Genomic DNA, 24,758 nt, shown 5'->3' with positions numbered 1-24,758 from the left:
GTTATTTCATATTTTCCTGCCTTGGTTGGATCTACTGTTCCACTAACTGTCAGATCCGAAATCTGTAAAGGATTGCCGTTTTCATCTGTTGCGGAGTTAAAGTTATTTTCAGCACTCCATTTCGTGGTCGGACCAGCTATAATCATACTATCTTTCGCATCTATCGCTGCCTTAGATGCGACCACTGTTACTGTGATCGTCTTACTGATCTTATTACCAGCTCCATCTGTATAGCTATATGTTATTTCGTATGTCCCTGGTCTAGTTGGATCTACTGTCCCGCTAACTGTCAGATCTGAAATTTGTAAAGGATTTCCATTTTCATCCGTTGCCGAAGTAAAATTATTTCCCGCATTCCACTTCGTGGCTGGACCAGCTACGATCGTACTATCTTTCGCATCTATCGCTGCTTTAGAGTCCACCACTGTCACCGTAATCGTTTTGCTAACTCGATGACCATCTTTATCGATACAGCTATACGTTATTTCATATTCCCCCGCCTTGGTTGTATCTACACTGCCGGTAACATCGAATTTTGAAAAAGGTATATCCCCGCTCTCATCCGTTGCAGAATCAAAATTATCTTCCTTATCCCATTTAGTATTCGGGCCAGCTATGATCGTACTATCTTTCGCGTTTATTACTACACCAGTTACGATAACGGTTATTGCCGTACTAAATGTATTCGTACCGCTCTCAGTGTAACTATACGTTATTTCATATGTTCCTGGCTTGTTCGTATCAACTTCACCAGCAACCCTAATTTCTGAAAACGGAATATCATTTCCTTTAGAATCGGTTGCTTTGGTAAAATTATCTTTCGCATTCCACTTTGTACCTACGGATATAACACTGTCCTTTGCTTGAATAGTTGCATATGTGCCTGAAGTGCTGCTTGCTGAACTGCTGTCTGAAACCGAACTTGATGAACTATCCGCCGTGCTGCTATTTGTAGATGAACTCGATGAACTGCTTGCCGTATCAGACTCAGTTGTCGCACTCAATGCATTACTTACCGTACTATCACTTGTTGTCGACTCACTACTTGCTTGACTATCAGATGCTGTGCTTGAGGCACTACTTGTTGTACTACTATTTTTGGCTGAGCTTGACATACTTGTCGCTGTTTTTGCCATGCTATTTGCGGTATCTGCGTGAATGCTTTGTTCACTATCACTCCATCCAGCAATTCCAATCGTAATCACAACTATTGCCGCAAAAACCCATTTGCTGCCTTTTTTATACATTTTGTAATGTACCTTTTGGTTATTCATATTAAATTCTCCTAATTAATTATAATCATTCAAGGCCTTCTTCGCTTACAATAGTATACTAAAAATTAGCGATAAGTAAATCTTTTTGCGTTTGACACAATATTTTAACCATTTCAATGGAAATTATTGCCATTTAGCGCCTAATTCCCTTGATATCCCAATAAAAGCGTACCGTTAAACCCATTTTATTTAATAATTAATAAATTTATAAATCATTTATTTGCTGAGAAGCTCAAGGCTGTAGCTTATGTATTGTATAACTGTATTATAAATTTTTATAACTATAATTTAGCCAGTTTTCAATTTGTTGAAAAGATAATTTCGTGCTTCCGCATTCCCGTATCATTGCATTAAATTAACTTTTATATTCTAAGTAAGCCTTTTACAGTCTCACATACTGGTTGCAAAAATTCTAAAGCAAGCATTTTGATTCAAAAAGTTATTCCTAAATTTTAATATCAAATTAGAAAACTAGTCCTAAAATTAATATGTAATTAAATACACATTATAGTGTACATTTTCAAGTAACATCTAAAGAAAAATATAGTACACAAAAACACCCAGTTACTCAAAACCAGGTGTTAAAATAATTATATTGTTTTTTTAATTATCACTTTTTTAAAAAAGCATACAAAATACTTAATGCCAAAATAACAGTAGCAATGGCCGTTAACCCCATCACTCCCCAATTTTGATAGGCGAAGCTTCCCAACCATGAACCAAGAGATCCGCCAAAATAGTAACTTACCATGTATAAGGAGTTTAAACGGCTGTGTAATTTGGGAGCTAAATGATATATTCGTCCTTGATTTAACGTCATATTCATTCTGGAACCAATGTCCAGCAAAAATGTTACAATAATCAGACCAAACAAATTACTCCAAGTAAATTTCAAAAGAATGAAAGAAAAAAGCATAACACCAAGAGCTACTATATTCCACTTTTTAGAATTAGGTCTATCTGCCAACCTTCCTGAAAAGCCTGCTGCAAATGCTCCAGCTATGCCGATCAGTCCAAAAGTTCCAACAACTCCACTATCAAAATGGTATGGCGAATTAGTTAATATAAAAGTTAAAGGGACCCAGAATATATTAAAGGCAGCGAATGCAGCGGCACCAAAAATCATTGTTTCTCTAACGACAAATTCTTTTCGGATTAACTGTGGCAATGATTTTAAAATTTGAGCATAAGATTTTTGTTTCTCTGTCTTATCGATTGGAACAATTACGCTCACTAAAATAGCACATATTATTAATAGCAAAGAAACCATCCAATGAATAATTCTCCAACTAAATATTTGACCCAGCCAGCCTCCCAAAACCCTACCAATCAAAACACCCAAAAAAACACCTAACAAAAGTTTGCCAGTAACTTCCCCTGTATTAGACTTATTAGCATTTGCAGCTACAAAAGGAATCAAAAGTTGAGCAGAAACCGTGCTTAACCCCAGCAAAAATCCGAAAATTTTAAGTATAAAAAAAGAGTTGGTCAAAGTCATCGCGACAAGCCACCCGGCAGCTAGACACATACTTGCAACTACAAGTTTTTTCCGATCAAACTTATCTCCCAAAGGTACTATCAATAGCAGTCCCAGTGTGTAGCCCACCTGAATAACAGTTATTAAAGCCCCTCCTTGAGCAGCTGAAACATTGAACTTAATAATGATTTTGGTTAAAAGAACTTGATCGTAATACAAATTGGCCACCGCTAAGGCACAAACAAAAGTCAAAAACCACAGAATACGATTAGTTGGAAATTCGCTTTTTTTCAATAAAAGTAACCTCTTTTCTTTTAAAATCGATCTGTTATATACTATAAGCCGTAGTTCAGCGACTAAATAGTGTCAGCTTATCCTAGGTTAGTGAGTACCAGCTTAAAAATGCTAAGCGGAGGCAAAAATGAATACTACCAATAGTAAAGATCTCGGAAATTTTCTAAGAAAAAAACGTGCTTCTTTAAATGCCGAAAATTTTAACATCATTTCTTATAATAAAAGGCGCGTCAGTGGACTCAGACGAGAAGAAGTTGCTGAATTAGCACATATAAGCACCGATTGGTATACCAAATTGGAGCAAGGACGAACAATAAAGCCTTCTGTAGATGTCCTCAACTCTTTAAGTAAGGTACTAGCATTAAATAATAGCGAAAGAGAATATCTATTTGCCTTATCTGGGCAACGAATTCCTGATGATTCCAGTCAAAAACAACCAATAACTAAACAACTTCAACATTTTTTGGACTCACAAAATCCCAATCCGGCATATATAACAGATAAACGGTGGAATTTTATCGGTTGGAATAAAGCAGCATTATTAGTATTTGGAAATTATGAAGCAATGAACGTACTGGAAAGAAATTCTATCTGGAGAGCGTTTACCGATCCCTTTATGCAAGAATTATTAGATGATTGGGAAGGATACGCTAAACTAAGGGTCAGTCAGCTGCGTGTTGCTTACAGCCGAATTAATAAAGATGAAAAACTAATTGATTTTATTAACCAGCTTTGTAAAAAAAGTCAAAGTTTTAATTCCATGTGGCATGACCTCGACATCATCGGCACTCCTGAAGGAGATAAATTATTGCACCATCCCGAAGTTGGCGACCTGCGACTATCACACCAATCCTTTTTTACCAATGAATTACCAAATGCTATTATTACCGTAAATTTAGCTAACGACACTGAAACAAGAAACAAACTAAAATGGTTAGTTTCAAATAACAAATCCTAAAAATAATTTCTGATTTGTTTATCATGACTTGATAGCAGTAAAGTTAATCGATTGTTTCTATACTAAGCAACTATTTTTAATTCAGCTGGTTGACTAAAAAAAGGGAAACCTTTATACTATCAGAAATGAATCAGGTTATTTGAACGTTGAAGGAAAGAGTAATCAAACTAACTGATATCCAGCAACTGTTGGCAGTGAAAGAACAGAATTAAGGGTTTGATGAAGATGAATCCGGAGTTTTGCTGTGAGGTGCAAGCCAATCGCACGTTTTGACTCGATATCGTCTAAACATAATGATTTTTTATTGTGTTTATGAGGCTGCAAAATTGAATTCTGCAGTAAATCTTGGGTGGTACCACGTTTGAGCGTCCCAGCATTAAATTGCTGGGGCGCTTTTTTATTTTTTCAACAAAAGGGAGAAAATTCATGACTAGAATTAGATATCACAAGATAACAAAATGGTTGGTTCTTTGGCATGGGACTTCCAGGGGGAATAGAGTCATGCAAATTAATACCATTTCTATTGTAAAAAATCATTTAATCAAGTAAAAATTGGAGACGAATGGCCTATGAATTCTAAAAAAATTACTCTAACAACAATTTTCGCAGCTTTGCTGTTACTACTTACAGCATGTGGCAAACAAACCAGCAGCTCGCAAAAACAGGTTCTAAATTTAAGTGCAACTGCTCCATTGGATACTATCGACATTTCTAAGTCAACCGGTTACGGGCAAACTGGAAATGTCTTTGAAAGTTTTTATCGCTTGGGGAAAAGCGGCAAACCGACGGCTGGACTGGCAAAATCCAGCAACGTTTCCCCAGATGGCAAGACTTGGACATTTAAAATCAGAAAAGCTTATTGGAGCAACGGTGATCGGATCACAGCACAAGATTTCGTTTATTCATGGCGCAGAACAATAAACCCTAAAACAAAATCTCCATATTCTTATCTGTTTAGCGGCGTTAAAAATGCTAATGAAATTATTGCCGGCAAGAAATCAGCTGATCAGATTGGAATCAGTGCGCCTAACAAACAAACCGTTGTTATTAAACTTGATAAAGCGATTTCCTATTTCAAAGTTTTAATGGCCTACCCACTGTTTGGACCGCAAGATAAAAAAGTTGTCGTTAAATACGGAAGTAAATATGGCCGTCGTTCACAATATATGGTCTATTCCGGCCCATTTGTCATCAAATCTTGGACTGGAACCGGCAACAAATGGAAATTCGTTAAAAATAAGCATTACTGGGATAAAAAAGCCGTTAAGCTTCAGCAAATAAATTATACGGTAGTTGAAAATCCAACAACTGGTCATGAACTATACCAACAAAATAAATTAGACATGACACCATTATCAAATCAGCAAGTTAAAAACTATCGATCATCATCACAATTTAAATCTTATCCTTATTCTTACGTCTCATATATCGCCTATAACTTTAAAGACAAAGATGAGAATAAGCGTAAAGCTTTGAATAATCGTAATATTCGCTTAGCAATGTCGCTGGCAATCAATCGGCAAGTTCTTACTAAGAAAGTGCTGGGAGATGGTTCTTATATTCCAACTGGATTTGTAGCTTCCGGATTAGCAAAAGATCCTAAAACCGGCGAAGATTTTTCAAAACAGCAAGCAGTCAAAAACACCGTTACTTATAACAAAGAACTAGCCAAAAAATATTGGGAAAAGGGGTTGCAAGAAACCGGGTTAAAGAACTTAAAATTAACCTTACTATCTTCCAATGATGACAGTAGCAGCAATGTAGTTTCACAATACCTGCAATCGCAATACGCTAAAGTTTTACCTGGACTATCGATCACTGTTCGTAGTATCCCAACTAATAATGCTTCACAAAATGCTCAAAACGGCAATTTTGATCTTTATTTAGCTGGTTGGGGAGGAGATTTCAACGATCCGATCACCTTCTTGCAGATTCCATTGACAGGAACTTCTTACAATTATGGTGGATATTCGAACTCACAATATGATACTTTAATAAATAAAGCCCAAAATGAAGATGCCAATTATCCTACTAAACGTTGGAATGATTTAGTTACTGCCGCTAAAATATTTAATGGAGATCAAGGTGTAACCCCTGTTTATCAACAAGTTACATCATATTTGCAAAAAACTGATGTAAAAGGCATTATTCATAATACAGCCGGCACGCAATGGAATTATAAATATACCTATATAAAATAAAAAAAGTTGTTTTTTTAACATTTTGATGATATATTAAAAAAAAGAATTGCATGATTTTATTTACAAATAAATAACCCCACTTATAGCCTGTAAAGGCTATTTCTTATGTTCAACATTATAATTTGGCCAACAATCTCGTAATCAAAGCCTGAATCATTTAAAATTGCCAAAATAGTTTCCCAGATCAATTCATGTTGGGATAGAATAAATTTAATAAGACTTTATCTTGGAGGCGAGATATGTTTAATTTATTTGTATTATTGCTGCAGCGACTGGGGATCATTCTTGTGCTTGCTTTTTTACTGGTGAACGTCCGTTTCTTTCGCCAGCTGATTAAACAAAACACCTTACAGGCTAAATGTGCTTTGATCGCAATTTTTACAATTTTTACAGTGATTTCTAACTTAACCGGTGTTGAGATCACTCGCAACAATACTTTGATTCAAACACCATTTTTGACCGCATTGCCGCAATCAGACTCAATTGCTAATACCCGAACACTAGTAATTACTGTTGCTGGAATTGTTGGCGGGCCGCTGGTTGGCAGTGTAGTTGGCTTATTAGGTGGTATTCATCGTGTAATTCAGGGAAACTTTTCTGATTTCTTCTATATTCCGAGTTCCATCTTGGCTGGTCTTTTTACCGGTACTGCCGGTAATTACTTAAAAAAGAGTAATGCCTATCCAGGATCTTGGATAACAGCTGCACTCGGTGTTTGTGCTGAAGGTATTCAAATGCTGTTCATCGGTATTTTTAGCGGTTTGACCTTAGTTCGCTTAATCATTGTTCCAATGATGCTGCTTAATAGCATTGGTGCTTTTGTTTTTATTTCAATTATCAATGCCTACTTGGTCAACGAACAACAGCTAAAAGCCGTTCAAACACATGATGTTTTAAGTTTAGCGGATAAAACACTGCCTTATTTTCGGCAAGGTCTGAATATTAATTCCGCACAAAAAGCTTGTGAGATCATTAAAAAATATACTAACTTCGATGCAGTCGGAATTACTGACCGAGTTAATGTTCTGGCACACGTCGGGGCTGGTCAGGACCATCATTTAGCCAAAGAAGCAGTTTTAACTGATTTATCCAAACACGTCATCGCTAGTGGAGAGGCTCGTTATGCTTATCATAAAGACGAAATCGGTTGCCCACATGCTGGTTGTCCGTTAGCTTCAGCAATCGTTTTGCCGCTTAAAGTTAATGGAAAAACTTTAGGTGCTTTAAAAATGTATTTTACTAAGGCCGAACGCTTAACTCCAGTTGAAGAAAATTTGGCTGCCGGTTTAGCTTCGATCTTTTCAAGTCAACTAGCCTTGGGAATCGCTGAAGAACAATCGAAATTAGTCAGTGATGCTGAGATCAAGGCACTGCAGGCTCAAATCAATCCACACTTTTTCTTTAATGCTATCAACACTATTAGTGCTTTAATGCGAACTGATGTTGAAAAGGCGCGAACTGCTTTGCTACAACTCAGTACTTTTTTCCGCTCCAGTCTACAAGGCGTCCGCGAAACTCAGATTCCTTTACAGCAAGAACGGGAACACGTCAACTCCTATATGTCATTAGAACAAACTCGGTTTCCAAATAAATATCAAGTTACCTACGATATTCAAACTAACGACCAAGTCAAAGTCCCGCCGTTTTGTTTGCAGGTTTTAGTAGAAAATGCCGTCAAGCATGCCTTTGTCGGTCGAAAAACCAATAATCAAATTAAAATCAGCGTTAAGCAACTGCAACAATCACTATTAATTGCCGTCAGTGACAATGGTATTGGTATCCCAGCTGCCTTGGTCAACAAATTGGGAAATCAAGTTTTGAATTCAGCCACGGGAACCGGAACAGCTTTAGTCAATCTTAATCATCGTTTAATTGGTTTATATGGTCATGACAGCCGACTGCAGATCAACAGCAGTCCTGCCGGAACAACCGTTAAAATGCTGATCCCCTTACCGGAAACGATCGCTGCAGCAACTAAAAATTGAGGTGAATATTTTAATGAATGTCTTACTAGTCGATGATGAACCATTATCTCGCAATGAACTTGAATATCTCTTAAAACAAAATTCGGCAATTGATCAAATTTATCAAGCTGAAGGAATCGGTGACGGTTTGCAGCTACTTTTAAAAAATCAAATCGAACTGCTTTTTCTTGATATCGAACTTAATGAAGAAAATGGCTTTTCGTTAGCTAAGGAATTACAGCAGCTTGCTCAGCCACCGCTGGTAATCTTTGCAACTGCCTACGACAATTACGCTGTTGATGCGTTCAATATTAATGCGATCGATTATGTTCTTAAACCTTTTGAACAAAAACGAATTAATCAAGCTGTGGCCAAAGCTACTGCTCTATTAGCTGATAAATCTACTGACCAAACAGTAACGACTGCTGCTTATCCAACAGTAATTACGGTTACTCAAGAAGAAAAAACAACTGTCTTACCGGTCAAAGAAATTATTTCAGCCGCTGTCAACAATGGTGTTCTCACTATCACTACTGCCAACGGTGATTTCTCCACACACGAAACTTTGAATTGGCTGAAACAACGCTTGGATCCACAAAAATTCATTCAGGTTCATCGCAGTGTCTTAGTTAACCTCAACTGTATTCGTGAGGTTCAGCCTTGGTTCAATCACACTTATCAATTAACCATGACCAACCAGCAAAAGCTGCCGGTTGGCCGTTCATTCGTCAAAGAATTGCGGCAGCAGCTACAGATGTAACAGTTTCATTTAACAATTGAAGAGGGCAGTTTAAGTGCCGATTTTTGCAATTCACCGCAAAAACGACGCTTTTTTTATTTTTTCAAGTATGCTAATAGTGAAAAAAGGAAAGGATGATCAATATGAAAACCAGTAAACAAACCACATCGAAAAAGGCTGCTCCATTATTAGTTCAACTTGGGATCTACACTGTCATCTTATTTGTCGCTAATGCCATCTCCAGTTTGTTTCCGGCTTCATTTCCGGTTCCAGCTCCGGTTATTGGATTGATCCTGCTTTATCTGTTATTGACTTTTCATATTATCAAACTGGAATGGGTCGATTCAGTCGGCAGTTTCTTAATCGGAATCATCGGATTCTTATTTGTTCCATCAGGAATTTCTTTAGCTGCTAATCTAAAAATCATGCAGCAGCAAGGTTGGCAATTGATTCTAGTCATTGCCTTATCAACAATTATTTTGCTGGTAGTAATTGCCTATACCGCTAAATTCTTTATCTGGTGCCGGCAAGAAATCAAACAATTAGCTGCTAAACCACATACCAAGTCACTAAATACACTTCATGGTTTAAAAATGTCAGTTAATCAGCACGCCAAAGGAGGGGAATAAAATGTCAGTAATTTTTACAACACCATTCTTTGGAATTTGTTTATCCGTCGTTGTTTATTTAATTGGTCAGTGGCTTTTTAAAAAATCTCATGGACTTTTCTTCTTTCAACCATTATTTGTTGCAATGGTCCTGGGAATTGTTATCCTAGTCGTTTTAGCAGCGTTACTAGGCAAAAGTACTGCCAGCTTTTATACTACTGCTTACAAACCAGGTGGTGATTTAATTTTCTGGTTCTTAAATCCGGCAACAATTGCTTTTGCAATCCCGCTGTACAAACGTAACGACATTATCAAAAAATACTGGGTTGAAATTCTAGCTGCTCTGATCGTTGGCTCAGTGATTTCCTTAACTGCGATCGTTGGTGTTTCAAAATTAATCGGTTTGAGCAAAACAGCCATTGAATCTCTGCTGCCGCAAGCAGCCACTACCGCAATTGCTTTGCCGATTTCAGCTTCCATCGGCGGTAATTCAGCTGTAACAGCCATGGCTTGTATTTTAAATGCTGTTATTATCTATGCTTTAGGTGATTGGTTAGTCAAAACTTTCCGCTTAAATTCTGATCCAATTGGTGCCGGATTAGGTCTCGGTACTTCAGGTCATACTATCGGTTCAGCCTATGCTTTAAAACTTGGTTCAGTTCAGGGTTCAATGGCTGCCATCGCAGTAGTAGTCATTGGTGTGGTTATTGATTTGATCGTTCCAATCTTCAGTAAGTTAATTTTCTAATTATTACACTAAAAAGGATTAGTTGAATTTACCTCTAATATTAAAAAACAAAAAAGACTTGAATATATTGACTATTCAGATCATTACCGAACTCCCAGTTCAAATGATCGAACAACTCAAAATAGCAAGTCTTTTTTAGTAAATTAGAATCTCCATTACTTGATACTAACATCTTGATTTTGATAAAAGTGCCAAAACAAATATGAAACACTCCAAATTACAATAAATAAGATAAACAAACCATAGCCTAACCAATTAAGATTGATTCCTTCAATAACTTGAATAATTTTCCCCTTAACAGCAGTGGTACTTGCCAATACCTGAACAAGTTCTAAAAATCCAACAGCAAAAGCTGCTGTAGTTGAAATTGAAGTTACTATCAAGTTATAACCCGTTTTTCTTTCTGGAGTTGCAAATGCCCAACTGTAAGCGCCCGCCATCATAACTGAATCCGTTGTATCCATTAAGTTCATGCCTGCAGCAAATAAAATTGGTAAAGCCAGAATTCCAACAGAAAAAGCATTTGCCTGAGCTGCTGTGGCAGAAATTGCTATTAAACCAATTTCACTCGCAGTATCAAAACCTAGACCAAACAAAAAACCAATCAGATACATCTGCCATTCATGATTAATAAACTTAAATAATGGATAAATTAATCGCAGTAAAAAGCCACGCGACAATAATAATTTATTCAATTCATTTTCATCAACTGCATTTTGTCTTACCGATTTCAATGATCGCCATAAGCTTATCAATACAATTAAATTAACAATCGCAATCCCGATTAGAAAAACACCTGAAACTAATGATCCAATCAAACCACCTATGCTTTGAAATAATGGTAATTTAAGTTTAATCCATTTCAGAGAAATGCTAATCAAAACAACCATCAGAAAAACGACAGTCGAGTGACCTAGTGAGAAAAAGAATCCCACTCCACAAGATTTTTTTCGCTGATGAATTAATTTACGTACAGTATTATCAATGGCTGCAATATGATCCGCATCAAAAGCATGTCGCAAACCTAAAGAATAAGCTAATAATCCCAATCCCCAGAAATTGCTGGATTTTCCCGCTGCATAAGCAATCAATAAAATACCTAATAGATGAATTCCTATAACTGCGAAATAAAAGGGAATTGAATTCTTAAAAACACTTCTTTTCACAAGGATTCTCCTTTACATAATTTAAAACTTTCACGGAAAATCTAACTTTTTAACCAACCAATGCTGCTTTTTGATTGTCAGACAAAACTTCATTCATCCGACCAGATTTGAATCCTTGAAGATCAACTGTCACATATTCAAAACCAAAGTTCTTTAACCGTTGATTAATTTCTTGCATTTGATTAATTAAGTTAACTGTTTGTTCAACAGGTACCTCAATACGAGCAACCAAATCTTGAACACGAACTCGAACAGTTAAGAAACCTAATCCACGTAGATATGCTTCTGAATCCATTACACGCTTAATCGCTTTTAATGTAAGTTCAGTATTATAAGGAAAACGTGAAGAAACTGAACAACTAGCAACCTTATTCCAGTTAACAAGTCCTCGAGACGCAGCTATTTTACGAACTTCTTTTTTATAGATATCTGCCTGTTGCAAAATAGAAACAGCCTTTTCTTCATCTCGTGCTCGTAACCCTGGGCGAAAATCGTTATTATCATCCATAATCATGCCATCAAGTACGACATCGGCATTTAATTCTGCTTTCAATTCATTTAACTTCTGATAAAAGATTTTTTTCATCCAATACCAAGAAGCTGGAGTATTATGTTTAATCTCATCATTTGCTAAATAATTCAATTCAACAGTTTTAACATTTGCTCCCAAATCTTTTGCCAATTTAACAGCTTTATCAAATTCTTTATTAGTAAACAATTCCGAATTAGCTACAACTGCAGTAACCTTATTATGACCTAAAACTTTTAAAGCTGAATCCAATACCAACGTTGAATCAATCCCGCCTGAGAACGCAACCAAGACCTGGTCATATTGGCTTAATACTTCATTAACTTTTACTTCTTTTTTTGCTAATTCATTCATAAAATAAGCACCCTTTCATATAAATAATTTATTTTTAATTAAAGACCCATATAATACTTAGCAAATAATGCTGCCGCAACCGCACCAACAAACGGGGCTATTCCCGGTACTAGGATTCCATACTGCCAATCATTATCAGCTTTATTTTTCAGTGGTAATATGGCATGAGCAATTCTTGGACCCATATCACGAGCCAAATTCATTGCAAATCCTGTAGGACCTCCCATCCCCATACCGATTGCCCAAACTAATAATCCAACACCAACTGGAACGATACCAGGTGTTTTATATTGAGAAATAGCTAAAATTGACGTTATAAAAACAAAAGTTGCAAAAAATTCTACAAAAAAGTTTCTTGGCAAATTTCTAACTGCTGGCGCTGTCGAAAAAATATTGCGAATTGTAACATTATCAATCTTGCCATATGAATGCTTAAATGAATCTGCATACATAATATAAACAATAACTGAACCGATAACTCCGCCCAAAACTTGAACAACTGCAGTTGGGAAAAAGACAAGCCAAGTCATGTTTCCAAGCAAAACCTGTGTCAATGCCATTGCTGGATTAATCGTTACATTTCCAAAAACAAACAATGAAACACTAATTCCAAATGCCCAAGTCGTAATTGCAAATAGATGACCTGAACCATGATATTTTGTATCATTCAAAACAGTATCGGCATGAACACCAACACCAAAGACAATCATTAATGCTGTCCCCATAAATTCCGCTAATAACTGATGTATCACTTATTCCACCTCATTGATTTTTTTATAATAGGCTTGTAATGCGAGTTGCATTACCTCAGAAACACTCATTCCTGTTTTAATTGCAATCTGAGCTGCCTGATCATATTCAACTGTAATTTTTTTAATTTCATTCAAATGACCAATTTTAAGTTGGATCTTCCCTAATTTTGTTGTTACTTCCGTAAAGTTCCGTTGCATAACTTTTCGCTGCATACTAGTCCAGCGTATGCCAAAAGTTGAAGTGTCTTTTAACAGCAAATTGCTGACTTTATCGGTCAATTCAGGACTGCTTAATACAGTTAATTGGTACGCTGGGCGATTCTTTTTCGTAAAAATCGGTGTAAAGAAAGCATCATAAACTCCAGCATCAACTAATCTTTCTAAAACGAATCCCAATTGTTCCCCAGTCTGATCATCAATATTTGCATGCATTTCTATAACTTGATCGTTTTCGGCGGAAGTTTCTTTTTGAGTTAATTTTGATTCTAGCAACAATACACGCAAAGCATTTAAATGTCCTGTAACGCGCGTTCCAAAACCATAACCAATTTTTTCGGTCAGTAACTCTGCTGGTAATGTGCCATATTGATTAACAGCTGTTTTGACAATTGCAAAACCAGTCGGTGTAACTAATTCTGTTGCTACATCAGATCGTTGTCGAAATGGAACTTCACTATCAATACGCATTTGCATAACGGCTGGTACGGGCACGGGCATTGTTCCATGTGCAGCTTCAATTGTTCCTGTGCCATCAACCAAAATACCACTAGTAATTTGCGTAATACCTAATAAATCAATTCCAATAAAGAATCCCACAATATCTATAATTGAATCAATTGCACCAACCTCATGAAAATGAATTTCTTCCAATGTTTTCCCATGTACAACTGCTTCTGCTTTTGCAATTTCTTTAAAAACCTTTAGCGATGATTCTTTTATTGACTGTTTTAATTTTGAAGTTTGAATTATTTTTGTTATTTCAGCTAAATTTCGTCCATGATGATGAGCAATTTTTCCAGTATATTGCACTTCTCCTTCATCAACGTGATGTCCTGCATATTTTCCAACCAACGTAACCTCAAATAAGCTGCCAACAATCGCAGATTGAGTTGTTTTTTCTAACGAAAGATGATATCCCTTTAAATTCAATTTTTCTAATTCATGCTTGAATTGCTTGAAATTCAGACCTAAGTCAAATAGTGACCCCAACAACATATTGCCGCTGACTCCAGAAAAAGGATCAAGATAAAGAGTTTTCATTACTTTCCTCCTGAAGATGATTAATCTTACTTGCGGAATAGCCAGCTCCAAAGCCATTATCAATATTTACAACGGTTATTCCAGTGGAACAACTATTTAACATTGTCAAAAGAGCTGTCACACCATTAAAAGCTGTTCCATAACCAACACTTGTTGGAACTGCAATAATCGGGCTGCTAACCAGTCCGCCCACGACTGAAGCTAGGGCTCCTTCCATTCCTGCAACAACAATCACAACTTGAGCCGCTCGTATAATTTCTAACTTAGCAAATAAACGATGAATTCCTGCAACACCAACATCATAAACTCGTATAACTTGGTTACCGTACATTTCTGCCGTTACAGCTGCTTCTTCAGCAATTTTTTGATCTGAGGTTCCAGCTGTTACCACAGCAATTTTCCCCGATACTGGTTGTACTGAATGCATTTTATATAAAAGCATTTTTGCTACAGCAACATATTTGAGTTGTGGAATTGCTTGTCGAACTAGAGTTGCTTTTTCTGCAGTAACTCTAGTGACCATAATATTATTCTTTTGAACCAACATTGCTTGTACAATTCCAATAATTTGTTCAGCTGTTTTCCCTTCACCATATACCACTTCAGGTGCCCCAGTTCGCTGTAAACGGTTAGTATCGACTTTAGCATAATTCAAATCTAGAAAACCTTGATCGTTAATCTGCGCTAATGCTTCTTTAATTGTGACCTGTTGATGTGCAACTCTCTGCAATAATTCTGTTAATTCTTCTTTTTTCATCTGTTATTGTGGACGTTTAACAATAACGCCTAATCCATCTGGAATAACAGTTACCTTAGCAGCTTGCCCTTCACGTTTATAAGCCAGCTGCATTGCCTCATCAAGTGACTTAGCCAATTCCATATGCATATCTGTTACCAAGTTAGGTTGAACTAAATCAGAAACAATAATTACATGATGGTTAACTAAAATTCGTGCCAAAATTTGGGAAGTCCATTGATCGGGAACGGTCTTCAAACGGGGAGTATTAATTGCCTGATCTAAAAACTCTTGTGGATCACTGACATCAGCAATATTGTGGAAAAATCCTTCACCACCATGCCCATCACGACAACCTGCAACCATAATAATTGTGCCGTTTTGCTTATTAGTTGCTTCAGCAGCAGTCATCCCTTTAACAGCTTGATAAATATTTTGATCAAGTGGATAACCACCATTAGTTGAAATCGTAATATCCGATTCAATTGGATCAACCTGTGATAAGGAAGCTACAAATTCGGTTCCTTTTTTATGTGCTTTTTCTAAATCGCCTGCAAATGAACCAATAATTTTCTTATCTTCATCTAAAACTACATTCAAAATAAATTGTAAATGAACAGCTCTAGCGGCAAAAACCATGTCTTTATGAATCAAATTGTGATGTAAATTTCCTGTCCGTGAGTGGACATCATTAATGAATTCACCTGAATGATTAGCCATAATTGTTTTATAAGATGAAATACCCGGTAAAACAGATTTACGACCCCCAGAAAAACCAGCAAAGAAATGTGATTCAATAAAACCTTCTGAAATCAACAAATCTGCTTCAGTTGCAACTTTATTGACAATCAAATCACCACCAGACGGCAATTTACCGATCTTAGTCATCTCTTCATCACGTTGTGAATGATGCATCACAATTTCTTCGTTAGCTACAATTTCTTCACCATATTTATTAACTAATTCTTCATGTGTAGATGGCCGATGAAAACCAGTTGCCACCAGAATTCTAATTCGTGCTTGCGGAGCTACAGAACGCAAACGACGCAATAAAATTGGTGTAATGATTCGTGAAGGAACCGGTCGAGTATGATCTGAAGAAATAATTACAATATTCCTTTTTCCCTTAGCTAAATCTTCCAACTTTGGCGAACCAATCGGATTATCAAGTGACTGTTCCACTGTTTCTTTTTCCGATAACGGATTTTGAAAGTTAGCTGCTTGCGAAACCAATTCCCCAGCAAAATTAGCTTTTGGTATTTTTGCAGTGATAACTTTTTTATCATATGGCAATTTTACTTCAACCATTTTTATTCTTCCTTTCATCTCCTGAATACAGTTACCAAGTATATTCACTTAAATTATCTTGCAAACGCAATTTATGCAGCATGAATCATTAACCCATGTTAGTGTATGAAATATTACAAATAAATCAGTGCCAATTAAGCGAGCTTTATTTTGAGTTTTAAATTATTTATATACGCCTATAATTGTCGCCGTTATCTAACGGTAAACTTTATGCATCACTATTAAGAGAAATGGTAATTGCTTTACAGTGTTTTATAATGATACTAGACAAATTTAAGGAGAATGATGAGAATGGTCATGACTCATACTGAATACATGATGAATTATTTACAGACAAATAATTTCCCAGTAATTACAAAAAAAAGACACACATATTTGACCTATCACGGTCTTGAGGAAAATAGCACTTACGTTCTAAAACATGGTATTGTTAAAACTTCAATTATTTTGCAGGATGGACGCGAATTTAATTTGTCCTATATTACCAAACCGGATGTTTTGAGCTTATTGCGAGATGAGGTTTCTAAATACACTGATCAACCTTTTAACGTGCGTGTTGAATCACAAACCGCTGAGTTTTATCGAATTGATCGTGTCCGATTTTGGGAAATGGTTAACTCTGATGAGGAATTAAATAATTATGTAAAAGAATATTATCGAACTAAATTATCCGAAAATATTGTTAGACTACAGCGAATGATTATGGGAGGAAAACATGATGCCGTTTGCGCTTTCTTATATCAATTAACCGGTCTTTTTGGCATTCGCTTAGCTAACCATCAGGGAGTATTAATTGATTTTGTAGTTACTAATGAAGACATTGCTGGTTTTTGTGGCATTAATTCTCGTTCTTCAGTTACTCGTATTCTAAGTGATTTACGGGATGAGGGAATTATTAACATTAAAAACCGTAAATTTATTATTACTAATATGAATTATTTGCTCGACTACGTACCAATTTAACCCCCTCATGAATACAAAAAATAATACAGTCGTTTAAAGCAACGACTGTATTATTTAAAATTAATTTACTTCAATTCACTGAAAAATCAATCAGTTTTTAGCAAATAAGCCTGTCAAATGTTCCATAAAGCTGGCTAAATATCGGTCAACATCCGCATTAACAGCAACTTTTACATTAGGATTCGGCTTGGATAAACGTGCCGGATCACCGGTCGTTCGGCCATAATACTTTTTATCTGTTGTTACATACATATTTAAGGCAATCGTATCAACAAAACTCGGATCAATCGCAACACCGACTGCAAAAGGATCATGCAATGCACAACCATGCAAATCCGGGCTGGTAACTTCATAGGCTTTAATATAATAATCAACCATGTCAGCAAAAGCTGCACCGGCTTTTGTTTTCAAATCGCGCCATTGCTGAGTTTCTTTACGAGTTAACAGTGTTCGTAAGGTGACATCCAACCCGACTTGAGTCAATGGAGCCTGACGAAATACGTGGTCAGCTGCTGTAGCGTCTTGATTAATATTTGCTTCAGCCACATTAGTAACATTACCAGGTACTGTAACTGCTCCGCCCATTAAAGTGATATTACCGATTTGATCAACCAATTTAGGAGAGCGTTTGATTGCTGCGTCTAGGTTTGTCAACGGACCAGTGGGCACTAAAATTAAATCTTGTTGATATTTTTCAACTGCGTTAATGAAAAAGTCTAGTGCATCTCCTTTTTCCGGCTGACGTTTTGGTGCTGGTAAATCAATCTCACCAATTCCATTTTGCCCGTGAATTTCGGCACTGATAGGCATCCGGTCAAAATGATCTGACTCGGATGAATGAGCTAATCCTTGATAAACCGGAACATCGGTTGCCTGCAGCAATTCTAATATTTTTAATGAATTCTGGACTCCATCCTCAACATAAACATTTCCGTATGAGCCAATGATTCCAATTAAATCAACTTCTGGATCAGCTACCGCGTAAGCGATCGCCAATGCATCATCGATTCCAGTATCCAAGTCTAAAATCATCTTTTTTCGTGCCATCTGTTCTCCTCCTAAATGAAAAGCCTTTATTTTACTGCCATTTGCTTTACTTTTTCCAATAGCCATTGGTTAAAAGCTGCCGCATCAATGTCCAAACCAACAACTGCATTTTTTTTGCCATTACTCCAACGATCTTGGAAATCAGCCACAGTCGCTCCTTGGGCGGGTCCTTCAGTGCAGACATAGATTGGATATTCCTTTGTTTTAATAGCTTCTGGATGCAGTAAATAAAAAATTGTATTAACATCATGCAGCGGTTTACCGCCATCATATTCATCCTTGTAATAAGTAATCAAGCCATGCAACATTTTTCCAGCTTCACCCAATGTCGCCAAACGATCAAGCGTCTTCCATGACACTAAAGCCTTCAGTGTCACATCTAAACCAATCATTACGATTGGCAAGCCGCTTTCATAAACAATTTTAGCTGCTTCCGGATCAGTAAAAACATTAAATTCAGCTACTGATGAAACATTCCCACCTGACAATGAGCCGCCCATCAAAACTAATTGTTTGATCTTCGATTTAATATCAGGATGATCCAACAATAGCTGCGCAATATTAGTATAAGCTCCTGTGGCAACAATTGTCAGTGGTTCCACCGCGGCCGCTAAGGTTTGATAAATGGCCGTTATGGCATCTCGAGGATCAGCCTTAAGTTTTACCGGCGGAAACTCATATCCCGGCATACCACTGGCTCCATGAATATATGAAGCATCGACAAAATCCTTTTTTAGCGGTTGCGCAGCCCCACGAGCGACCGGTACATCCAGCCGATCGAAGAATTCAACTAATTTCAATGCATTCAACGTAGTCTTGTCCACACTGACATTACCTGCAACTGTCGTAACTAGCTTCACCGCAAATTTAGGTTCAGTTAATGCAATTGCCAAAGCGACCGCATCATCAATTCCCGGATCCATATCTAAAATAATGGGCATCTTTTTCATCCTGATTACCTCCAATCTAAAATCAAATAACTAGTTTATTGTGCAACTACCAAATAAACAAACCAGCTAAAGTTGCTGACAATGCTGAAACCAAAATTCCAGATAACAACATCCGCGGTACCTGTCCAGAAATATAATCAACTTTTTCCTTTTGAACCAATCCCTTGAAAGCTCCAATAATCATCCCTAAAGTTCCAAAGTTGGCAAAACTGGTTAAAAAGACTGTCAAAACAGCTCGTGCATGCGCTGATGCAAAAATTCCTTGATGATGCATTACTTGTTTGGAAACCTCACCCATTACTACAAATTCATTAGTAACCAGCTTGGTTCCCATAAATCGAGCCAATTCAAATGCTTTACCAAAATCAAAGCCCATCAACAAAGTAAATGGATACATAAAAATACCCATAATATTTTCCAATGATAACCATTTAAGTGTTGTTAAAGCCAATAAATGATCAATCAAAGATGCTAAAGCTACAAAAGAAATAACTGTGAAGAGAATAATTAAAATTAACCGGCCTGCGCCTAAAATTGAATCACCCAAGAATGAAAAAAACGGCTCTTTTTTGTCTTCTGTCTGCTGAACACCATAAATTTGATCCTCTTCTGGTGTAATTTTGACGGGATTCAAAATGCTGGTAATAATAATTGCTCCTAAAATATTTAATGGCACTGCCGTCAAAACAAACTGCCCCGGCATCATCTGCATATACGAACCTAGAATTGAAGCCGTCACACAACTCATTGACATTAACGCCAAAGTTAAGTTGCGTTCTTTGCTCATATGCTGTAATTGTTGCTTGGAAACAGCCAAAACTTCCGTATTACCTAAGAACATCATTTCGACTGAAAAGAAAGCTTCGAATTTTGGCTGACCAGTAATAAATGATAGAAACTTGCCAATCCATTTGATAATCCATGGTAAAATCCCGATATAAGTTAAAATATCAAATAATGGCACTACTAATAGAATCGGTAATAATGCACTGGTTAAGAAATTCATTGAATCAGCAGTCCCGCCAAATTGTTTTGAAACAAAGTCTGGCAAAGCAAATTTAATTCCATCATAAGCAATTTCAACCAACCAATTGAAACCATCTGCCATTGCCTTGACAATCATTCGTCCGACTGGAAAACCGACTAAAAACCACGCTAAAAAGATTTCTAATAATAAAACAATTCCTACTGAGCGCCAATCAACATGTTTACGGTCAGCTGAAAAAAGATAAGCTACCGCCAAACAGAAAAGTATTCCTAAAATGTTTAACACCACTAACAAAACTTCCGCCTCCTCTTAATCTTCCTCAACTTCTGTCAATGTCGGAATTGCTGCTTGCGCTCCCAAACGCTGAACTGTAATTGAGCTGGCTTTTTGTGCAAATTTAATTGCGGCTGCCATATTGCTGAAATCCGAATCTAATTTAGCAGCTAAAGCCCCAATAAAAGTGTCTCCTGCTGCTGTTGTATCAACTGCTCGAACTTTAAAAGCCGGTACCAATTCAGATTTATCTCCAATTGCATAATAAACACCACGACTGCCCAAAGTAATAATTAAATTAGCAATTCCCATCTCGCGAAACTTCTGTGCTGTTTTTTCCATGGAATACTGATCAGTAATCTTAATACCGGTAATTAAACAGCTCTCAATTTCATTTGGCACAATCAAATCCGTCACCTGCAGTAATTCTGGAGCAATCTTATGTGCCGGTGCCGGATTTAAAATTGTTTTTACTCCTTGTTGATGAGCAATTGTAAAAGCTTTAAGTGTCATTTCTAATGAAGTTTCAAACTGAGCAACCAAAAATTCACTTGCAGCCAATTGATTTGCAGCAGCTTGAATTTGTGCTGCAGTAATTCTGCGGTTCGCACCACCATAAATTACAATACTATTTTGACCACTTTTATCCAATAAAATATTTGCCGTGCCGGTACCAGCCTTACTATCACGCAAGATATTTGCTGTATCAATACCTTCTTCGGCTAAAGCAGCAGTCAGATATTTACCAGAACTATCTTGACCAACACAGCCAATAAAATACGTTTTAGCACCTAACCGCGCAGCCGCAACTGCTTGGTTGGCTCCTTTACCGCCAGCTGTACTGCTTTTACTGATTGCTTCGACTGTCTCACCGGGCAACGGAAAATGCTCGATTTTAAGTGTCGTATCAATATTCAAGCTCCCTAAAATCGTTACTCGTTTCAATTTAATCCCTCACTTATTTTAAAATTTTCTTTCTAAAAAAATCGTAACATTTCTTGAAAACGCTATCAAGAAATGACTTTTAATACATCACCACCCCTGAGGTTAAAACATCTAAATTTTTCATAATTATAGTTAGGATTTAAGACTCTATCCCAAAATTTGTTCCAAAAATACTTGTTATTATCATACCATTTTTTACAAAACAGACCGAAATATGAGCTTTTTTTCATCAAGATTATTAAAATTCGACGTTTTTGTTAGTTTTTACAGCCAATAAATTAACATTCAAAAAAATAGCGTTCTCAATTTAAGCACCTACACTCAATTTAAAAACACCATTTTTTAATTAATTATTCGATAACAGATGAGCTCTTTAAAGCAATTCCACTGCTAATAACAAATAATCCATATTCCCCAGCAAATATATTTAGTTAAGCTTATTAAAAAAATCTAGTATCCATTCTTATATAAGTGTAATAAAATACCCATAAATTAAAATAAGTTCTTGACTTGACCCAAATTAAACGATAATCTTTTATTAAAATCATTTAATTTGCATATAACGATTTATTTATGAATCATTTTTCTATAAACAATATATTATTTTAGATTTTAAAAACAATTACTATGATTTTTTTGATAATTTAAACAGAGGAGATTTTGTATGGAAATCAAAGCAACCCGCCCAAGTTCTTTTTATAAAAGTCGTCCCGTAACCTACACTTGGATTTTATCAGTTTGGTTTATCATAATGTGCATTTTTGAGTACTACACAATAAACTACAGTATTATTCCAACCTATCAAAACAGCCAATATTTCTTAGTGTTTTTACTTATTCTTAATCAAATCTTCGTAGCCACATTTTTTTTTTGGAATTTCAAATTTGGGAATTGCCTTTAGATATCAATTTATTAAAAAGAAAGAACAGCAAAAAGAATTAGCTATTCTAAACAAACCTCTACCGCAGAATTGGCATCCACGAGTAAAGCTGCTTTACACTACATACAATGACTTCATTCCTTATGCTTTTGCAGAGTGCCTAAATCAAACTTATGATAATGTTCAAGGCATTATTTTAGATAATTCAACAGATGAAAAATATATCAAAATGATCCGCCAATTCACCAAAACCCATCCAGATGTTCAATGGGTGCGCAATGTTCCAAATAAACAGGCAAAAGCTGGCAACTTAAACAATTATTTGTGTCATCAGCCAAAAGATAGTTATGACTACTTTGTGATCTTAGATAGCGATGAATTACTTGAAAGAAAATTCGTTGAAAAGTGTTTAAAGTTTTTTTATAACAGTGATAATTTAGGAATTCTACAATGCAATCATATAAGCGGTCAAAACTATAATGCTTTTATGGATCTTTTCTCTAATTCCGGAAATATTTTCTGGCCCGTTCAAAATGTAGTTCGAAGTGTCGAAAGTGGCCTTAGAGAACCTGCCAGTGCTAAAAACAACTATCAGCCCCGAGTTGCGGAACGCGGAGGAACTGTTTGCATCGAACTGGGCCACGGTGTCATGATATCACGTGAGTGTTTCGAAGATATTGGTAAAATTCCTTTTGCCGTAGCAGAAGATCTTTGCACATCAGTCGAAGCCATTCTAAAGGGATGGAATATTAAATTTGCTTCTCAAATTTATGGAAATGAAGAATTTCCTGTAAATATGAACGCTTTGATGATTCGTTCCAGTAAATTTTGCTCAGCTAACTTCGAATTTTTCCGCAAATATTTTAAGGACTTAAAAAATACAAACTTATTAAGCTGCTACCAAAAGCTGGATCTCTTTAGTTTTACTTTATCGGTCCCCATCAATGCTTTTCAGTATCTAAGTTTGTTACTCTGCAGCATCGTTTTCCCCTTGGCGAAAATAAAGCTGGGATATCAATTTTTTATGTTGCTCCCGGTATTACTATGTTACTTTAGCCAAGGCATTATTGATGGTTATTTTGAATTGCAGCGCGGGATGAAGTTTTGGGAAATGCTTGGTTACGAACTACAAATTGCTTTTCTATATGGCTCTTTTTACTATTTAACTATTAAAAGTACATTTTTAGCTTTGTTTAAATGTACTGCCAAATTCAATGTGACGCCTAAGATAAATGATCAGATCACTTTAGCTAATGCCTTTAAAAAACATTGGCAAGAAATACTTTTTTCAATTTTAACAATTATGATTTCTATTGCATGCTCCGGTTGTTCTTGGATTCTATTGTCATTTTTCCCAGGCTGCTTGGGTTTTATCTTTGAGTTAAAATCAAACCGACAAAAAGAATATGATAAACAAAAACTGGAACGCTTCAAACAATTCGATTACTACGCCTTATATAAACCTCAGCATGAGTCATTAAAATGGAACGAATAATTTTGAAAATATGTTTCGCATTCTGAATGCCGTTTTAGAATTAAAAATTAAAGTACTCAATTAATATGCACAAAATATTAGAACAATAAAAAAGTGTAACCCTTATAGATCATTAATTTGATCCTTTGAGTGTTACACTTTTATTTTTTAAGTAATTTAAAGGTTTCTCAAAATATGCTTCTTATCATTTTTGGCTAAGCAAACCGCCACAGCATAAATCGACCATGACCAGACAATATGTCCGAAAAATTCTGAAAAATGCTCAGAGAACGGCTGATGCCATGGAGCTGGAATAGTACCTAAAGCCGGCAAAATAATTAAATGAAAAGCAATCCAGATTACAATTCCGTAAGCTGCACCTTGCCACAAAGTCGTTATTTTCCAATATTGGGCTAAAAATAAAAATAGTGCAGCAAAAACAATCGAAAAGCCAAAATGCATCAACAAAGCTACGTAGAAAACTTTTTGATCAGTAGAATAATAAACAAATGCATGTACTGTTTTAGCAGAAAAACCAATTTGCTCTAACAGATGTTGTGGTGGATTAGTTAAATTTCGCGCAAGTGTTCGCGGTGGTAAAATATTTTCCCAACCGATTTTAACCATGCCGGAAATCATCCCAGCAATGAAGCCATACCAAATACTTTTCCAAATAATTGCACCCAAAGAAGCTTTGGGTTTAGATAATTCAAACATACTTTCAACTCCCTTTCCCATTAATAGGATATAAGTTTGTGATTTTTTTGTCAAATAAAGTAAGAAAAAAATAAACCCTAACTAATGATTATTTAATCATCATTTAGAAAGGATTTTTTGATCTGCAATTATATTTAAAGTAAGAATTTGATT

Annotated in this window: 21 protein-coding genes; 8 read left to right on the top strand and 13 right to left on the bottom strand. The window is 36.1% G+C overall.

Annotated features, from left to right (window positions below):
* Together FC89_RS12695 and FC89_RS06830 are read right to left on the bottom strand one after the other, a co-directional pair.
* The coding region (locus tag FC89_RS12695) for a bacterial Ig-like domain-containing protein (protein ID WP_057871801.1) at positions 1-1,274 on the bottom strand (1,274 nt) is incomplete at its 3' end.
* Between the two features lie 610 nt (positions 1,275-1,884).
* The gene (locus FC89_RS06830) at positions 1,885-3,045 is read right to left on the bottom strand and encodes an MFS transporter (protein ID WP_057871800.1); all 1,161 of its coding nucleotides are present in this window, start codon (positions 3,043-3,045) and stop codon (positions 1,885-1,887) included.
* A 127-nt stretch (positions 3,046-3,172) separates the two neighbouring features.
* On the opposite strand from FC89_RS06830, the gene FC89_RS06825 reads away from it, so the two are divergent.
* The 6 genes from FC89_RS06825 to lrgB all read left to right on the top strand — a co-directional run bounded on the left by FC89_RS06825 (position 3,173) and on the right by lrgB (position 10,263).
* Complete coding sequence (locus FC89_RS06825; protein ID WP_057871799.1) at positions 3,173-4,003, top strand: helix-turn-helix transcriptional regulator; 831 nt, start codon at positions 3,173-3,175, stop codon at positions 4,001-4,003.
* 569 nt (positions 4,004-4,572) lie between these two features.
* Entirely contained in the window at positions 4,573-6,204 is a 1,632-nt protein-coding gene (locus FC89_RS06820; protein ID WP_057871798.1) for a peptide ABC transporter substrate-binding protein, read from the top strand.
* A 239-nt stretch (positions 6,205-6,443) separates the two neighbouring features.
* The gene (locus tag FC89_RS06815) at positions 6,444-8,189 is read left to right on the top strand and encodes a sensor histidine kinase (protein WP_057871797.1); all 1,746 of its coding nucleotides are present in this window, start codon (positions 6,444-6,446) and stop codon (positions 8,187-8,189) included.
* Positions 8,190-8,202: 13 nt separating this feature from the next.
* Positions 8,203-8,928 (top strand): LytTR family transcriptional regulator DNA-binding domain-containing protein, encoded by a 726-nt coding sequence (locus tag FC89_RS06810; RefSeq protein WP_057871796.1) that lies wholly within the window; start codon positions 8,203-8,205, stop codon positions 8,926-8,928.
* 122 nt (positions 8,929-9,050) lie between these two features.
* Positions 9,051-9,536 carry a CidA/LrgA family protein gene (locus FC89_RS06805; RefSeq protein ID WP_057871795.1) on the top strand — a complete coding sequence of 162 codons (486 nt, stop codon included), beginning with the start codon at positions 9,051-9,053 and terminating at the stop codon, positions 9,534-9,536.
* 1 nt (position 9,537) lies between these two features.
* Entirely contained in the window at positions 9,538-10,263 is a 726-nt protein-coding gene (lrgB, locus tag FC89_RS06800) for an antiholin-like protein LrgB (protein ID WP_057871794.1), read from the top strand.
* 155 nt (positions 10,264-10,418) lie between these two features.
* Here the strand turns inward: lrgB and FC89_RS06795 are convergent, their stop codons facing one another.
* Genes FC89_RS06795 through larA form a run of 6 tightly spaced genes read right to left on the bottom strand, consistent with a single transcriptional unit; the run spans position 10,419 to position 16,368 of the window.
* Positions 10,419-11,429 carry a HoxN/HupN/NixA family nickel/cobalt transporter gene (locus FC89_RS06795; RefSeq protein WP_057871793.1) on the bottom strand — a complete coding sequence of 337 codons (1,011 nt, stop codon included), beginning with the start codon at positions 11,427-11,429 and terminating at the stop codon, positions 10,419-10,421.
* A gap of 49 nt (positions 11,430-11,478) precedes the next feature.
* Positions 11,479-12,312 carry an ATP-dependent sacrificial sulfur transferase LarE gene (gene larE, locus FC89_RS06790; protein WP_057871792.1) on the bottom strand — a complete coding sequence of 278 codons (834 nt, stop codon included), beginning with the start codon at positions 12,310-12,312 and terminating at the stop codon, positions 11,479-11,481.
* A gap of 38 nt (positions 12,313-12,350) precedes the next feature.
* On the bottom strand, positions 12,351-13,064 hold the full coding sequence (larD, locus tag FC89_RS06785; protein WP_057871791.1) for a D/L-lactic acid transporter LarD: 714 nt from the start codon (positions 13,062-13,064) through the stop codon (positions 12,351-12,353).
* Positions 13,065-14,324 (bottom strand): nickel pincer cofactor biosynthesis protein LarC, encoded by a 1,260-nt coding sequence (larC, locus tag FC89_RS06780; RefSeq protein WP_057871790.1) that lies wholly within the window; start codon positions 14,322-14,324, stop codon positions 13,065-13,067.
* Positions 14,305-15,081, bottom strand: coding sequence for a nickel pincer cofactor biosynthesis protein LarB (larB, locus tag FC89_RS06775; RefSeq protein ID WP_057871789.1), 777 nt, complete (start codon positions 15,079-15,081; stop codon positions 14,305-14,307). The genes larC and larB overlap by 20 nt, the downstream gene beginning before the upstream one ends.
* Before the next feature lie 3 nt (positions 15,082-15,084).
* Positions 15,085-16,368, bottom strand: a complete 1,284-nt coding sequence (gene larA / locus FC89_RS06770) for a nickel-dependent lactate racemase (RefSeq protein WP_057871788.1) — start codon at positions 16,366-16,368, stop codon at positions 15,085-15,087.
* A 291-nt stretch (positions 16,369-16,659) separates the two neighbouring features.
* On the opposite strand from larA, the gene FC89_RS06765 reads away from it, so the two are divergent.
* Entirely contained in the window at positions 16,660-17,331 is a 672-nt protein-coding gene (locus FC89_RS06765; RefSeq protein WP_057871787.1) for a Crp/Fnr family transcriptional regulator, read from the top strand.
* A gap of 90 nt (positions 17,332-17,421) precedes the next feature.
* Here the strand turns inward: FC89_RS06765 and FC89_RS06760 are convergent, their stop codons facing one another.
* The 4 genes from FC89_RS06760 to rbsK are packed head-to-tail and all read right to left on the bottom strand — an operon-like array spanning position 17,422 to position 21,534.
* Positions 17,422-18,378, bottom strand: coding sequence for a nucleoside hydrolase (locus FC89_RS06760; protein ID WP_057871786.1), 957 nt, complete (start codon positions 18,376-18,378; stop codon positions 17,422-17,424).
* Between the two features lie 26 nt (positions 18,379-18,404).
* Positions 18,405-19,328 carry a ribonucleoside hydrolase RihC gene (rihC, locus tag FC89_RS06755; protein ID WP_083485435.1) on the bottom strand — a complete coding sequence of 308 codons (924 nt, stop codon included), beginning with the start codon at positions 19,326-19,328 and terminating at the stop codon, positions 18,405-18,407.
* A 46-nt stretch (positions 19,329-19,374) separates the two neighbouring features.
* Positions 19,375-20,610 (bottom strand): NupC/NupG family nucleoside CNT transporter, encoded by a 1,236-nt coding sequence (locus tag FC89_RS06750; RefSeq protein WP_057871785.1) that lies wholly within the window; start codon positions 20,608-20,610, stop codon positions 19,375-19,377.
* Positions 20,611-20,625: 15 nt separating this feature from the next.
* Entirely contained in the window at positions 20,626-21,534 is a 909-nt protein-coding gene (rbsK, locus tag FC89_RS06745; RefSeq protein WP_057871784.1) for a ribokinase, read from the bottom strand.
* An 884-nt stretch (positions 21,535-22,418) separates the two neighbouring features.
* Between rbsK and FC89_RS06740 the strand changes: the two genes are divergently transcribed.
* Positions 22,419-23,909 carry a glycosyltransferase family 2 protein gene (locus tag FC89_RS06740; protein WP_235804393.1) on the top strand — a complete coding sequence of 497 codons (1,491 nt, stop codon included), beginning with the start codon at positions 22,419-22,421 and terminating at the stop codon, positions 23,907-23,909.
* 156 nt (positions 23,910-24,065) lie between these two features.
* Here FC89_RS06740 and FC89_RS06735 read toward each other — a convergent pair whose 3' ends face one another.
* Positions 24,066-24,605 (bottom strand): YagU family protein, encoded by a 540-nt coding sequence (locus FC89_RS06735; RefSeq protein ID WP_057871783.1) that lies wholly within the window; start codon positions 24,603-24,605, stop codon positions 24,066-24,068.
* Positions 24,606-24,758: the final 153 nt, after the last annotated feature.

It is taken from the genome of Liquorilactobacillus ghanensis DSM 18630 (assembly GCF_001435235.1).
Lineage (GTDB): Bacteria > Bacillota > Bacilli > Lactobacillales > Lactobacillaceae > Liquorilactobacillus > Liquorilactobacillus ghanensis.
This window is presented reverse-complemented; position numbering and strand designations above follow the sequence as displayed.